This window comes from Streptomyces albofaciens JCM 4342 (assembly GCF_008634025.1).
GTDB lineage: Bacteria > Actinomycetota > Actinomycetes > Streptomycetales > Streptomycetaceae > Streptomyces > Streptomyces albofaciens.
In genome coordinates this window covers 2694191-2708240 of the sequence record NZ_PDCM01000001.1, presented here as the reverse complement: position 1 = coordinate 2708240, position 14050 = coordinate 2694191, and the positions used below count along the sequence as shown (strand labels likewise).

The 14050-nt window shown below is 72.9% G+C and carries 12 protein-coding genes; 4 read left to right on the top strand and 8 right to left on the bottom strand.

All coding sequences use genetic code 11. The features are described 5' to 3' along the window. Nucleotides 1–643: 643 nt before the first annotated feature. The gene (locus CP973_RS12115; RefSeq protein ID WP_244409411.1) at nucleotides 644–1786 is read right to left on the bottom strand and encodes an LLM class flavin-dependent oxidoreductase; all 1143 of its coding nucleotides are present in this window, start codon (nucleotides 1784–1786) and stop codon (nucleotides 644–646) included. Nucleotides 1787–1865: 79 nt separating this feature from the next. Further along, nucleotides 1866–3329 carry an alkaline phosphatase PhoX gene (locus CP973_RS12110; protein WP_150240075.1) on the bottom strand — a complete coding sequence of 488 codons (1464 nt, stop codon included), beginning with the start codon at nucleotides 3327–3329 and terminating at the stop codon, nucleotides 1866–1868. Nucleotides 3330–3801: 472 nt separating this feature from the next. Between CP973_RS12110 and CP973_RS12105 the strand changes: the two genes are divergently transcribed. Both CP973_RS12105 and CP973_RS12100 read left to right on the top strand, forming a co-directional pair. Then, on the top strand, nucleotides 3802–4965 hold the full coding sequence (locus tag CP973_RS12105) for a chymotrypsin family serine protease (protein WP_150240073.1): 1164 nt from the start codon (nucleotides 3802–3804) through the stop codon (nucleotides 4963–4965). A 23-nt stretch (nucleotides 4966–4988) separates the two neighbouring features. Then, entirely contained in the window at nucleotides 4989–5429 is a 441-nt protein-coding gene (locus CP973_RS12100; RefSeq protein ID WP_150240071.1) for a hypothetical protein, read from the top strand. 100 nt (nucleotides 5430–5529) lie between these two features. On the opposite strand, the gene CP973_RS12095 is transcribed toward CP973_RS12100, so the two are convergent. Continuing rightward, entirely contained in the window at nucleotides 5530–7071 is a 1542-nt protein-coding gene (locus tag CP973_RS12095) for a hypothetical protein (protein WP_150240069.1), read from the bottom strand. 253 nt (nucleotides 7072–7324) lie between these two features. Between CP973_RS12095 and CP973_RS12090 the strand changes: the two genes are divergently transcribed. Next, complete coding sequence (locus CP973_RS12090) at nucleotides 7325–9202, top strand: endonuclease/exonuclease/phosphatase family protein (protein WP_341874811.1); 1878 nt, start codon at nucleotides 7325–7327, stop codon at nucleotides 9200–9202. Nucleotides 9203–9270: 68 nt separating this feature from the next. Further along, the gene (dapA, locus tag CP973_RS12085; protein ID WP_150240067.1) at nucleotides 9271–10182 is read left to right on the top strand and encodes a 4-hydroxy-tetrahydrodipicolinate synthase; all 912 of its coding nucleotides are present in this window, start codon (nucleotides 9271–9273) and stop codon (nucleotides 10180–10182) included. Here dapA and CP973_RS12080 read toward each other — a convergent pair. The 5 genes from CP973_RS12080 to CP973_RS40800 form a co-directional block, all read right to left on the bottom strand. Further along, nucleotides 10139–10960, bottom strand: a complete 822-nt coding sequence (locus CP973_RS12080; protein ID WP_150240065.1) for an EI24 domain-containing protein — start codon at nucleotides 10958–10960, stop codon at nucleotides 10139–10141. The two genes, dapA and CP973_RS12080, sit on opposite strands and share 44 nt — an antisense overlap. 57 nt (nucleotides 10961–11017) lie before the next feature. Beyond that, nucleotides 11018–11740 (bottom strand): hypothetical protein, encoded by a 723-nt coding sequence (locus CP973_RS12075; protein ID WP_150240063.1) that lies wholly within the window; start codon nucleotides 11738–11740, stop codon nucleotides 11018–11020. Continuing rightward, nucleotides 11737–11901, bottom strand: a complete 165-nt coding sequence (locus CP973_RS39970) for a hypothetical protein (RefSeq protein WP_167538319.1) — start codon at nucleotides 11899–11901, stop codon at nucleotides 11737–11739. Before CP973_RS39970 ends, CP973_RS12075 begins: the two co-directional genes overlap by 4 nt. Nucleotides 11902–12108: 207 nt before the next feature. Then, nucleotides 12109–13110, bottom strand: a complete 1002-nt coding sequence (gene dapD / locus CP973_RS12070; protein WP_150240061.1) for a 2,3,4,5-tetrahydropyridine-2,6-dicarboxylate N-succinyltransferase — start codon at nucleotides 13108–13110, stop codon at nucleotides 12109–12111. Between the two features lie 99 nt (nucleotides 13111–13209). Beyond that, complete coding sequence (locus CP973_RS40800) at nucleotides 13210–13575, bottom strand: hypothetical protein (RefSeq protein WP_244409409.1); 366 nt, start codon at nucleotides 13573–13575, stop codon at nucleotides 13210–13212. Nucleotides 13576–14050: the final 475 nt, after the last annotated feature.

Below are 14050 nucleotides of genomic sequence, written 5' to 3'. Positions count from 1 at the left end.
AGCAACCCCAAAGTCCTCTCCATCATCACCTGCGCCGCAGCATCCGCCGCCCAAGTCGTCCGGCTGGTCGAGGCCGCCGTCACCGACGGGTGGGCGTGTGCGTCATCGCGACGCCGGCGCCCGAGGCGGGTGGGGTCATCGACGTGTACGCGGTGGAGGCCGTTTCCGGGCGGTCCGTGCGGAGTGGCTGGCGCCACCCGGCGCTCCGTGCAGGTGCTGCGGGACCTGGGCGTGCGCGTGCTGTACGGACCGGGGCCTGGGAGCCGCACGCGTCCGGGACCGGCGGTGCGCAGTTGGACGGCTATCCATGGCGGCTGGCGTTGGAGGCGGTGGGTGGGGCGGTTGAGGGGCGGCGGCCGTAGGGGGCGGTTCGTTCGGCCGCTTCCGTCGGTTCGCGGTGGCGTCCGATGGGCCGTCCGGGGTGGCGAAGTGCCGTTCGGGCATGGCTGATTCCGGGCTGCGCGGTCGGCGCTGACAGGTTTCTCCCCTGGCCATCGACGAAGCCCGGCCGTCGGTTGGGTCCCGGACGAGTCTCCGGGCCGCCCCCGGACAGGCCGGGGATGCAACCATTCCCTTCAGAGCTGGAACCCCCGGAAGCCGACCGCGCGCTTGAGACCATAACCAAGGGGACTGACAACGGGGGCTACCCCGCTGCCCGATCCGGCTGGACCGAACCGGACAACCCCACCACCCTCGCCAGCCGCTCATAGGACTCCGCCAACGCCCCCCGGTCATACGTACTCGTCGTCACCAGGAACTCGTCGGCGCCGGTCTGCGTCAGAAGTTCGTCCAGTTGGGCCGCCACTTCCGGCTCCGTGCCGTGGATGTGGCCGGTCAGGGCGGATTCGTAAAAGGCGCGTTGCTTCGGGGAGAGGCCGGGTTCCCGGGCGGTGATGGAATCGGCCGGTTCGAGGGGCGGGAAGACGCCGTGGGTGCGGGAGTGGGCCAGGGACCAGGCTTCGGGGAGGAGGAGGCGGTGGGCCTGTTCGGGGGTTTCGGCCACGGCTACCGTGCCGGAGACGATGACGTACGGGTGGGGCCACAGGGGTGAGGGCTCGAAGGTGGCGCGGTAGCGGTCGATGGCGGCCTGCATCGTGTCGCGGCCGCGCGGGTCGCCGATGACCAGGGCCAGGCCGGCGCGGGCGGCGATGTCCGCGCCCGCGCCGGTGGCCAGGACGAAGGCGGGGACGCGCAGGCCCTCCGCGGGGCGGGCGTGCACCTGGGGGTGGGGGCGCGGGCCGTCGGTGAAGTAGGCGGTGAGTTCGGACAGTTGGGTGGCGAAGGAGTCGGCTGCTTCCTTGTCGGTGCCGAGGGCGCGGCGGATGCCGTCGGTGAAGCCGACGGAGCGGCCGAGGCCCATGTCGATGCGGCCGGGGAAGAGCGCTTCGAGGACGCCGAACTGTTCGGCGACCACCAGCGGGCGGTGGTTGGGGAGCATGACGCCGCCGGTGCCGACCCGGATGCGGGAGGTCGCGGCGGCCACCGCGGCGGCGAGGACCGTCGGTGCCGAGCCCGCGACGCCCGGCACGCTGTGGTGCTCGGAGACCCAGAAGCGGTGGTAGCCGAGGGCTTCGGCGTGCCGGGCGAGGCCGACCGTGTCGCGGAGGGCCGTGGCCTCCGGGTGTCCCTGGCGGGTCCGGGAGCGGTCGAGGACGGAGAAGGGGGTACGGAGGCGGGGGCTGCGGGGGGACGGGTCCCCGGCTGCATACGTGCCGGTGTCCGTGTCCCCCGCCGCCCGACCGGCCGTCTGCGTCGTCGTGGTGGTCGTGCTCGTCCGCGTGCTCACTCTTCGTACAACGTGACGGCCGTGGCCGGGATTCCTGGCGGCTGTGTGCCGGTTAACGCGGGACCGGCCCCCGCGACGGTCACCCCTGCCGCCCCCACGGCCCCCTGACCGCCAGCATGATCCCCGGCTCCTGGATGTTGGCGAAGAGCGTGCGGCCGTCGGGCGAGAAGACCGGGCCGGTGAATTCGCTGTAGGCGGGGGCTTCGGGGGTGCCGATGTTGAGGTCGTTGCGGGCGATGGGATAGGTGCGGCCGTCGTCGGTGGCGCCGAACAGGTGCTGGACGCCTTCGCCGTCCTCGGCGATGATCAGGCCGCCGTAGGGGGAGACGGTGATGTTGTCGGGGCCGTCGAACGCGCCGTCCTCGGCGGGGTCCGGATCGGTGCCGAGCAGCACCTTCAGGGTCAGGGTGCGGCGGCGCGGATCGTAGAACCAGACCTGGCCGTCGTGGCGGACGGGGCTCTCGTCGCGGGCGTACGAGGAGACGATGTACGCGCCGCCGTCGGCCCACCACATGCCTTCCAGCTTGCGGGCGCGGGTGATCATGCCGTCGGCGAACTGTTTGCGTACGGGGGTGCGGCGGGCGTCGCGGTCGGGGACCTCGATCCAGTCGACGCCGTAGACCGTGCCGGTCTTCGTGGCGCGGGAGAGGTCGTCGACGAAGCGGCCGCCGGAGTCGTAGCAGCGGAACGCGGCCAGGACGCCGGCTTCGTCGGCCAGGACGCGCAGCCGGCCGCGGCCGTGGCGGAAGGCGTGCGGCGGGGTCCAGCGGTAGAGGAGGCCGTTGGGGCGGTCGGCGTCCTCGGTGAGGTAGAGGTGGCCGCGTCGGGGGTCCACGACGACGGCTTCGTGGGCGTAGCGGCCCAGCGCTTTGACGGGCCGGGGGGCGCGGGCCGCGCGGAGATCGTGCGGGTCCACCTCGAAGACGTAGCCGTGGTCCTTGGTCATGCCGTTCTGGCCGGCCTTGTCCTCGGTCTCCTCGCAGGTCAGCCAGGTTCCCCAGGGGGTGCGGCCGCCCGCGCAGTTGGTGGAGGTGCCGGCGATGCCGACCCGTTCGGTGATGTGCGTACCGTCCCGGGAGACCTCGACGACCGTGCAGCCGCCGGCCGCCGCCGGGTCGTAGACCAGGCCGTCGGCGAGCGGGACCGGGTGCGGCCACTTCGCGCGCGGGCCCTTCAGCTCGTGGTTGTTGACGAGCAGGGTGGCGCCGCGCGGGCCCTCGAAGGCGGCGGTGCCGTCGTGGTTGGAGGGGGTGGGCTCACCGCTCTCCAGCTTGGTGACGCCGGCCCGGGTGATGATCTCGTACGTGAATCCGGCGGGCAGGGCGAGGATGCCGGCCGGGTCGTCGATCAGCGGCCCGTAGCCGGGCGCGTCTCCGCGTGTGCCGGCGGGCGCGGTGGGCCCGTCCGTCTCCGGTGGTCCTTGTTCCGCGCGTTCCCGCCCGACGGCACCGGGCGCGGTGGCCAGGACACCCACACTGCCGGTCAGGGCGATCCCGGCACCGGCGGCTGAGCGCTTGGCGAAGTCTCTGCGGGTGAGCGGCATGTCATCTCCTGGACGGGCCGGTACGGGAGTGCTGTGCGCTGTGCGTCACACCTTGGCGCGCCGCGGCGAACCGCGGTTGAACCCGGTACGACGCCACGATGTCCGGGAAGCGTTTCCCTTCAGCTCGGAAAATCATGGCAAACAAGGTCATCGGGGGCATCTGCGCAGCAAGCGCAAGATTTATCGCGTACCTCCTTGACCGCCGACCGGCCCCGGCAATAGACAGTCCCTACCTGCATCACCCGTAGGGAGAGCGGAGCGCCCGGGGCCGTACGGAACCGCCCGGGGAGCTGTTCCGTGCCGGGTCCCGTCCTCCCCTGAGAGCCCCCCGCCGTGGGCGGCCCGGGCTCGTGAAGCGAACGCGGTCCCGCCCCGCAGCCGTATCCGCCCGTGCGCGCGAGCCTTCGCGCGTAGCACCGGACGCCCGGCTGAGAGCCGCGCGGGACGCCCACCGGGGAAGAGGTGGTCTGGTGTGAACCAGCCCGAGATGATGCGCGGTCCCACCGGAGGTCAGGTCAGCGACACCTCCCGCCAGCAGGCACTTTCCGACTTCATGCACCCCCAGAACCCGACCGCGAACGTGGTCGGCTTCGGGCACGGCGTGAAGTGGACCAACGGCGAGCCCACGGGCGAGGAAGCCGTGCTGGTCTTCGTCACACAGAAGGTCCCGGAGTCGATGCTCCCCGAGCGGGACGTGATCCCGCGCCAGATGGACGACGGCACCCCGACCGACGTCCTGGCCGTCGGCCACATCTCCGCCCAGCCGCAGCAGCGCGTACCGGGCGGGCAGCAGGGCCGGTCGCTCACCGAGGAGCAGGGCCGTCTCATGGGCAACGGCGGCCGGATGGGCTCGCTCGCCCAGCCGCTGCTCGAAGAGCTGAGCCAGCTCGGCAGCGCCCTGGAGCCGCAGCTGCTCAAGCGCCGGATGCGGCCCTGCCCGGCCGGCTTCTCCGTCGGCAACGTGCAGGTCACCGCCGGCACGCTGGGCAGCGTGGTGTACGACTTCCTGCCCGGCGCCGCGACCAATCCGCCGGCGCCCGGCCTCGGCGTACCGGGCAAGTTCTACATCCTGAGCAACAACCACGTCCTGGCGGACTCCAACCGGGCGCCGCTGGGCAGCGCCGTGCTCCAGCCGGGCAAGTTCGACGGCGGTACGGACCCCGCGGACCGGATCGGCACGCTGGACCGCTTCATCACGATCCAGTTCGCCCCGCAGATTCCGCTGACACAGCACAACAACGTGGTGGACGCGGCCCTGGCGAAGATCGAGTTCGAGGACGCCACGCGGCAGACGTACTTCAGCGGCGCGCCGCGCGCCTGGCGCCGCAAGTCGTCGGTCGCGGTGGGCGACCGGGTGAAGAAGACCGGCCGGACCACCAACATCAGCTTCGGGCGGATCGTCTCCACCGACGCCACGGTCGACGTGAACTACGGCTCGGCCGGCACGGCGCGCTTCAAGGACCAGATCATGACCACGAACATCTCGGCGGGCGGCGACTCCGGTTCGCTGGTGACCTCGCTCGACGATGTCGCGGTCGGTCTGCTCTTCGCGGGCTCGTCGACCGTCACCGTCGTCAACCACTTCGAGAACGTCCGCACGCTGCTGCGCGTCGAGGTCGCCGAGCAGCTGGCCTGACCCACCGAGCCCGAGGGAGAGCCATGACAAGCGCAGCACCGAAGAAGAAGGGGCCGGGCCACGAGCAGCAGTTCGTCAACGCCCAGGGCTCCGAGGTCAAGACCCGTGACGAGGCGTTCGCCGTCCAGCGCGACGTCTCCGCCGAAGCCCTCCAGGTCACCCAGAAGATGGCGCTCCACAACCAGGGGCTCACCTTCGACATGGAGGTCAACTACAACCCGAACACCAACGTCATCACGGGCGGCCGGATCACCACCGGCATCTGCGGCGCCCCGTGGGACATCACCGGCGGCTCGATCGGCACCTCGCTGCGCATCGACGCCAAGCGTCCGGGCACCGGCGGCAACTGTGCCTCGACGGTCACCATCATCGGCCAGTTCCAGGTTCCGCTGTCCTACCGCGGCACCTACGGATTCAACGGCCAGTCCACCTCGTTCAACCACACGACGCAGATCGTGTGCTGACGGCGCGCCCGCGCCGCAAGCGGCCGGCGGGCGGCGGGAGCACCCATGTGCCCCGGCCGCCCGCCGGTCACGGCAGCTCCGCCGAGCTGCCGCGGGAGTCTCAACTCCCTTGCCGCGAACGGGCCTTGAAGGCGGCCTTGCGGGCCTCCTTGGCGGTCTTCCGGTCCGGGTGGAGGCGGCCCATCGCCTCCAGTACGTCGGCGGTCGCCGGGTGGTCCACCCGCCAGGCCGTCTCGAAGAAGCCGCTGTGCCGGCCGACCAGCCCCTCGACCAGGGCGCGCAGCTCGGCCGCGCTCTCCTCGGCGGCGTCGGCCGCGCCGAGCTGCGCCGCGATGGTGTCCACCGTCAGCCAGAAGATCATGTCCTGGGACGGCTCGGGGACGTCCGTGGCGCCGTGCTCGGCGAGCCACACCCGGGCCAGGCCGCCCAGCTGCCGGTCGTCCAGCACCTCGCGCAGCGCGGGCTCGGCCTCCGGCCCGGCCAGCGACAGGGTCTGCTGGCAGGCCAGCCGGCGCAGCGGCGCATCCTCGTCGTCGCCGCGGGCGGCGGCGAGCAGGTCGCGGGCCGCGTCGTGGGGCTTGCGGGCCGCGAGCCACTGCTCGGACTCGGCCTGGGCCAGCGGCTCCGGGTAGCCGGGCAGGGCGTCCAGCAGGACGTCGGCGCCCTTGTCGGTGAGGTCGCCGACGGCCGGTGCGTCCACGCCCGCGTCCAGCATCCGGGCCCGTACGGCGTAGACGCCCAGCGGGGTGAGCCGGACCATGCCGTAACGGGAGACGTCCTCGTCCTCCAGGGGCTCCGGGGTGGGGGTCCCCCCTGGACCGGAGCCCGTCGAAGGCCCTTGGGGGATGACCGTCGCGCCGTCCTCGTCCAGCTCCTCGATCAGCGCCTCGTCCACCGGCCGGTAGGCGACCAGGCCGATCGGCTCCAGCACCCGGAACTGGTCGTCGAGCCGCATCATCGCCTCCGACACCTCTTCGAGGATGTCGTCGGTCGGCTCGTCCATGTCGTCCGGCACGATCATGGAGGCGGCGAGCGCGGGCAGCGGCACGGCCTGCTCGGGGTCCTCGTTCAGCGCGGTGAGCAGGTAGAGGTTGCCGAGGATGCCGTCCAGCAGCTCGGCCTCCTCCTCCGGGTTCCAGTCGATCGCGTCCAGGTCCAGTTCGCCGCCGTCGGCGAGCTGGTCGGCGATGTCGGAGAGGTCGGGCGCCACGGCGTCGGCGAGCACGGTCTCCATGCCGCCGAGCCAGATGTCCAGGATGTCCTGGGGGCTGCCGGAGGTCAGCAGCGCCAGCTCCTCGCCGGGGGTGGCGGTGCCGGCCACGGCGTCGTCCGGCTGCGCGTCGCCCTCCTCGGCGGCCTCCGCGCTCTCCTCGATCTCCACCAGGCCGGTGTCGACCGCCAGCTGCCAGGCCTCGGCGGCGTACCCGGCGCCGTCCTCGTCCGCGCTCAGGCCGAGGTGGTCGACGGCGGCGGCCAGCCGCTCCTGGAAGAGTTCGCCGCCGACGCCGACGGGCACGCCGGGTTCGGCCCAGCGGGCCAGCTGCGCGGCCCGGGCGAACAGCGGCGCGCTCAGCGCGTCCCGCGCCAGCTCCGCGTCGGAGTGCAGCCGCACCGGCGGCAGGGTGGGACGCTCTGCGGACATCTCGGGTTCAGCTCCTCGTGCGGACTACGGCTCGTGCGAAGCCCCAGCGTAGACGGAATTCCGTGCATCTCGGGCGGTTCACCTGGGTTTCCGCGCCCGTACACCCGGCGAACCTTGACAACTGCGGTGGCCACCCAAGAGATTGACGCGCGTAGAGGTGGCCGGATCGTTTCCGCTCCACTGCTTCTCCGGCCTTTCCGCCTTCTCCCGTTCCTTTGCCTTCCCACCCTCGCCCGCCTTCCGGAGGCCCTCCGTGTCCGCGCAGACACCGCCGCACATACCGCCGCACGCCCCGACCCGTACGCCCCGCCGCCGCACGCTGCGCAGGTCCGCCGGCCTGACCGCGGTGATCGCCGCCGCGCTGACCGGCGGGCTGCTCGCGGTCCCGCAGTCCGCGTCGGCCGCGGGCACCCGGATCCACGACATCCAGGGCACCACCCGCCTGTCGCCGTTCGCCGGGAAGCAGGTCGCGGACGTGCCCGGCACGGTCACGGCGGTACGGGCCTTCGGCTCGGCCCGCGGCTTCTGGGTGCAGGACCCGCGGCCGGACCGGGACCCGGCCACCAGCGAGGCGGTCTTCGTCCTCACCGGCAAGCAGACACCGAAGGCCGCGGTCGGCGACTCCGTACGGGTCTCCGGTACGGTCGGCGAGTACTACCCGGGCGGCGAACGGGCCGGCCTCCAGTCGGTCACCGAGATCACCGACGCCGCCTGGACCGTCGTCTCCTCCGGCAACCCCCTCCCGGCGGCCTTCAAGCTCACCCCCTCGTCCGTGCCGGACCGTTACGCCCCGTCCGCGGGCGGCAAGAGCATCGAGAACCTGCCGCTGCGCCCGAACGCGTACGCCCTGGACCGCTACGAGTCGCTGGAGGGCATGCGGGTCTCGCTCACCGACGCGTCCGTCGTCGGGCCGACGAACACCCACCACGAGCTGTGGGCGACCGCCGAGCCGCGCCACAACCGCACCGTGCGCGGCGGCGCGCTCTACGGCTCGTACCGGGACCCCAACTCCGGCCGGGTCAAGATCACCTCGCTGATCCCCTTCGACCGGCGCCCCTTCCCCGTCGCCGACACCGGCGACCTGCTGACCGGCACCACCGCGGGCCCGCTGGACTACGACAACTTCGGCGGGTACGGGATCGCCGCCACCGAGCTGGGCACGCTCACCGACCGCGGCCCGGCCCGCGAGACCACGCGCGAGCAGCGCGCCGACGAGCTGGCGGTGGCCACGTACAACGTCGAGAACCTCTCCCCCAGGACGCCGCCCGCGAAATTCGCGCGGCTGGCCGAGGCGCTGGTGAAGAACCTCGCGTCACCGGACATCGTGGCCCTGGAGGAGGTCCAGGACGACAACGGCACCACGGACGACGGCACCGTCTCCGCGAACGCGACGCTCAAGCAGCTCACCGACGCGGTCAAGGAGGCCGGCGGCCCGTCCTACGCCTGGCGGCAGATCGACCCGGTGAACAACCAGGACGGCGGCCAGCCCGGCGGCAACATCCGCACCGCGTTCCTCTACAACCCGGCCCGCGTCGCGTTCACGGACATCGCCGGGGGCGACGCCACCACCCCGGTCAAGGTGACCGGCTCCCACGGCAGGCCCCGCCTGACCGCCTCGCCGGGCCGTATCGACCCCGGCAACGCGGCCTGGGCGAACAGCCGCAAGCCGCTCGTCGGCCAGTTCTCCTTCCAGGGCCGCCCGGTCTTCGTCGTCGCCAACCACTTCACCTCCAGGGGCGGCGACCAGGGCCTCGACAGCCGCTTCCAGCCTCCGGCCCGTACGTCGGAGACCCAGCGCGTCCAGCAGGCCGAGGCGGTGCACGCCTTCGTCGAGGACGTGCTCACGGTGGATCCGAAGGCCGACGTGGTGGTGGCCGGCGACCTCAACGACTACCAGTTCTCCCCCGCCCTCAAGGCGCTCACCAAGGACGGCGTCCTGACCGACCTCGTCGACCGGCTGCCGCGCGGCGAGCGCTACGGCTACGTCTACCAGGGCAACTCGCAGGTGCTGGACCACATGCTCACCAGCCGCCACCTGCGCCGGGTGGACTACGACATCGTCCACATCAACGCGGAGTACGCGGACCAGTCGAGCGACCACGACCCGCAGGTGCTGCGACTGAAGCGGTAGCACCGCTAATCAATAGCGGGAGTACATCTAAGTAGACCTGTAAGCCGCGGTGGGGCCAGACTCCGCTCATGAGCATCTCCGACGCTCCGAGCGCCGTCGCCCCGCCGCCCTTCGGCCGCACCGCCGTCGCCATGGTCACCCCGTTCCGCGCCGACGGCACGCCGGACCTCGACGGCGCCCGGCGCCTGGCCGCGCACCTCGTCGCCGAGGGCTGCGACGGCATCGTCCTCAGCGGCACCACCGGCGAGGCCCCGACCACCACCGACGCCGAGAAGGAGGCCCTGGTGCGGGCCGTCGTCGGGGCGGTCGGCGACCGGGCGCGGATCACCGCCGGGGTCGGCACCGGCGACACCCGGCACGGCACCGAACTGGCCCGTGCCGCCGAACGGGCGGGCGCGCACGGCCTGTTGGTGCTCCCCCCGCCGTACTCGCGCCCGGGCCAGGAGGCCGCCGCGCACCATCTGCGCACGGTCGCGGACGCCACCGGCCTGCCCGTGATGCTCTACGACATCCCCGGGCGCACCGGCACCGCGCTGGCCGCCGACACCTTGCTGCGCCTCGCGGAACATCCGCGCGTCCAGGGCGTCAAGGACTGTGCGTACGACCTCATGAAGACCGCGAAGGTGCTGGCCGCGACGGGTCTCGCGTACTACGCGGGCTGCGACGAGCAGACCCTCCCGCTGCGGGCGATCGGCGCCGCCGGCTGCGTCAGCACGGTCGCCAACGCGGCGCCCCGGGAGGTACGGGCGGTCCTCGACGCGTACGATGCCGGCGACCCGGCGGAGGCCACCCGCCGCTACCAGCGCCTCGTCCCGCTCATCGAGGCGATGATGGCCGGCGAGCACCCCGGCGCGGTCACCGCGAAGGCGCTGCTGAACGTGCTCGGGCTGCCCGCGGGACCGGTCCGCGCGCCGCTGCTGGCGGCGGGGCCGCAGGTCACCAGCGAGCTGACGGCGGCCCTGAAGGCTGCGCAGCGGTAACCCCGTCCGCCTCCTGCGTGGCTTCTTCCTCCGCTTCCCCGCCGTCATCGGTGAGGTCCCGGACGAGCAGCGTCGCGCCGGCCACCGCGCCGGGCATCAGGAACACGGCCACGAACGGCACCAGGAACAGCAGCACCAGCGGCGTACCGAACCCGACGGCCAGCCCCTTGCGGCCGCGCAGCATCCGCAGCCGCTCCCGTACGGGGATGCCGCGCCGCTGCATCGCCACCGAGGTCAGCTCCACCGTGAGGAAGAAGCCGGAGACGCAGAAGCCGATCGCGGGCACCACGGTCTGCCCGACCACCGGCAGGAAGCCCAGCACGAAGAAGAGCACACCGAAACCGGCCGCGCGCACCAGGACGTGCACGCTGTCCTTGAGCGAGATCCACAGCTCCCGCCACAGCGGCAGGCCGGGACCGGGCGGGGCGCCGCCCTCGGTCTCCTCGACGCGCTCGGACAGCGCCTCGTAGAAGGGGTCGCCGATCAGCAGCGTGACGGCGGTGAAGGTCAGGACGGACAGCAGCAGCCCGCCCGCGAAGAGCAGCGCGACGAACAGCCCGCGCAGCAGCCCCTGCCAGGGCGAGCCCCAGCCGTCGGCGAACGGCGTCGCCCAGGCCGCGAGGTCGCCCGCGAAGAAGGCCAGCGCGACCAGCGCCCCCGCGTACAGCACGAGAGCGATGAGCGCGGGAATCATCCCGAACCCCCACCACCGGCCGTGCCGGGCAACCCAGCGTTGCCCCTTCCCGAGGTACCCCGTTCCCGCTACAAGATCGCGCATGCCGGTCAGCGTAGCTGGCCGGGGACAGGCGTCCGTCTCCGTACCGTACGGATACGGTTACGAAGCCCGGCCCGCGCCGTCCTTGCCGGTGAACCGGGCCAGCTGACGTTGCAGCCGGTCGAGCCGGGCCTGCATCAGGGACGCCTCGGCGGCCAGTTCGGGAACGGTACGGGCCTCGGCCGCCGGCCGCTCCCCGCGGGGCTCCTTCCCGGCCTCCGGATCACCGCCCGCGACGATCCGCAGCGGTCCGCCCCCGAGCCGTACGAACTCCGCGAAGCTCACCGCCGTCCAGGACGCGAACGCCGTGCGCCCGCGCCGGGCCGCGCACCCCGCGCAGACGGCCGTCAGCACCCGCCATCCGGTACGCCCCCACCCCGCGTCCGCGAACGCGCACGGCACCCCGCCGCACGCACACGCGCCGACCCGCGCCACCCGCACCCGCTGCCGCTCGTACCGCATCCCGCGCTCGAAGCGGATGTACGCGCCGAGGACGGTGACCTCCAGCAGCACGGCCTTGCGGTACTGACTGGCGCACGCCAGGGCCAGCGCCTGGTCGAAGGTGTGCAGACAGTAGAAACCGCAGTCGCAGCGCAGGGCGGGGCAGCGGTGCCGCCTGCCGTACACACAGCGCGCCTCGTCGAAGAACCCGTACGGCAGCGCACCGCCGAGCGACACCCCGGCGAACCCGGCCCGCCCGCCGTCGTGGGAGAGAACCGCGTTGGCGAGCTTGTACCCCTCGGGCGGCGCGGCGGGACGCTCCTCCGGCAGCCGCAGCCTCATCGCCCGGCGGGGGCCGGATGCTGCTCCGGAACATCGACGGGAACCGGTTCCGCAGCCACCCGCTCAGCGACCACCTCAGGCCCCGCCGCCTTCTCTTCGGCGTGTGCCACGTCCTCCACGTCCTCCGCGACACCGACAGCAAGCGCTTTGCCCAGCCTCATGACGCCTCCCGGTACGGACCGGTCCGTTCGAGCCCTCGCCGCTGGGCTCCCGGACTCCGATGGACACCGTCCCGCCATGGTGCCCAGGAACGACCGGGTTGGCACGGTCCGATACCGGCCACAGCGCCCGCCGGAGACGACGGTGGCCCGGCGGGAGCGCTCCGCCGGGCCGCCGTGTCACGCCGGTTGCTGATGCGTCGTACCGCCTCAGTTGTGGCTGTGCAGCACCTCGTTCAGGCCGCCCCAGGTGGCCTTGTTGGGGCGGGCCTCGACGACGCCGGTGGTGGAGTTGCGGCGGAAGAGGATGTTGTCGGCGCCGGAGAGTTCGGCGGCCTTGACGATCTGGCCGTCGGGCATGGTGACGCGGGTGCCCGCGGTCACGTACAGGCCCGCCTCGACCACGCACTCGTCGCCCAGCGCGATGCCGATGCCGGACTCGGCGCCGAGCAGGCAGCGCTCGCCGATCGAGATGATCTGCTTGCCGCCGCCGGAGAGGGTGCCCATGGTGGAGGCGCCGCCGCCGATGTCCGAGCCGTCGCCGATGACGACGCCCGCGGAGATCCGGCCCTCGATCATCGAGGTGCCGAGCGTGCCGGCGTTGAAGTTGACGAAGCCCTCATGCATCACGGTGGTGCCGGCGGCGAGGTGGGCGCCGAGCCGCACCCGGTCGGCGTCGGCGATCCGCACGCCCGCCGGCATGACGTAGTCCGTCATCCGCGGGAACTTGTCGACGCTGGTGACCTGGAGGTGCAGGCCCTCGGCGCGGGCGTTCAGGCGCGCGGTCTCCAGCTGGTCGACGGCCACCGGGCCCAGCGAGGTCCAGGCGACGTTCGCCAGCAGGCCGAACATGCCCTCCAGGCTCTGCCCGTGCGGCTTGACCAGCCGGTGGCTGAGCAGGTGCAGGCGCAGGTACACGTCGTGCGCGTCCAGCGGCTTGTCGTCCAGCGAGGAGATGACCGTACGCACGGCCACGACCTCGACACCGCGGCGCGGGTCGGGACCGACCGCCTTCGGCGCGGCCTCGCCGAGCAGTTCGGCGGCGCGCTCGGCGGTCAGCCGCTCGGTCCCGGCGGGGCCGGGCTCGGCCACCAGCTCCGGCGCGGGGAACCAGGTGTCGAGGACGGTGCCGTCGGCGGTGACGGTGGCGAGCCCGGCGGCGACGGCGCCGGTCGTACGGGAGGAAGCGGAGGAGGTAGCAGCATCGGTCATGCCGAAAACCTAACCGGAGGGGGGCGGCGGAGGCGAACCGGTCCCGGGGTGCGGGACGCGTCCCGGGCGCGCGCTCGGCCCCCCGCCGCCCACCCGGCCCTAGGTACGCGTCACCGTTCCGCAGCCGCTACCCGAGTCCTCGGTCATCTCCTTGCTCCTGTCGTACGGGTCGACGGCCGGGCCGGACGCCACGGCCCCCGGCCGGCCGTCCGCGAACTGCGGATGCAGGAAGCCGTCGTACACCTCGCAGGCGGCGTTGCCGAAGTTGGCGTTGTAGCTGGTCAGCGCCAGTTTGCCCGGCGTCACCCGGAAGCGCCGCGGGTCGTTGACCTCGATGTCGATCACTCGGCGGGCCACCGTACGGGTCACCTCACCGGCGCCCGTCGTGGCCTTCACGACCGGGTAGACGAAGGTGTAGTCGGTGTGGACGGCCAGCGCGCCGTCCCGGCCCTCCTTGAACGACATCCGGCCGCGTGTCTTGACGACGTCGCCGACGAGCCGCACCTCGTGCGGGTCGAACCGGGTGAACAGCCGCAGCGGATCGTGCTCCCCGTCCGGCTTGGACAGACCGGTCTCCAGCTCCTCCCGTACGTCCGGCTGGAGCGGATCGACGAGGTCCAGGGCCGCCGTGGGACGCTCGCCGCGCAGCGTCCGCGGGTTGCCGTCCCACCGGCCTGGCGTCCGGCAGGACGATGCCCGCCGCGCCGTCCGCGTACCGGACGGCGGGCGATCCCGCGAAGGGCGCCTTCAAGGTCGGGGTGGCGGGGAACGCCTCGTCGGCGGGCGCCGCGCTGGGCGCCGCGGTCTCCGGGGGCAGCGGGGCGGCGGCCGTGGTGTCGCCGCCGAGCCGGCCGGGGAGCTTCGAGCGGATGTCCCCCGGGTTCAGGGCCAGCACCGCAGCCCCGGCCGCGACGACCACCGCGGCGCCGATACGTATCCG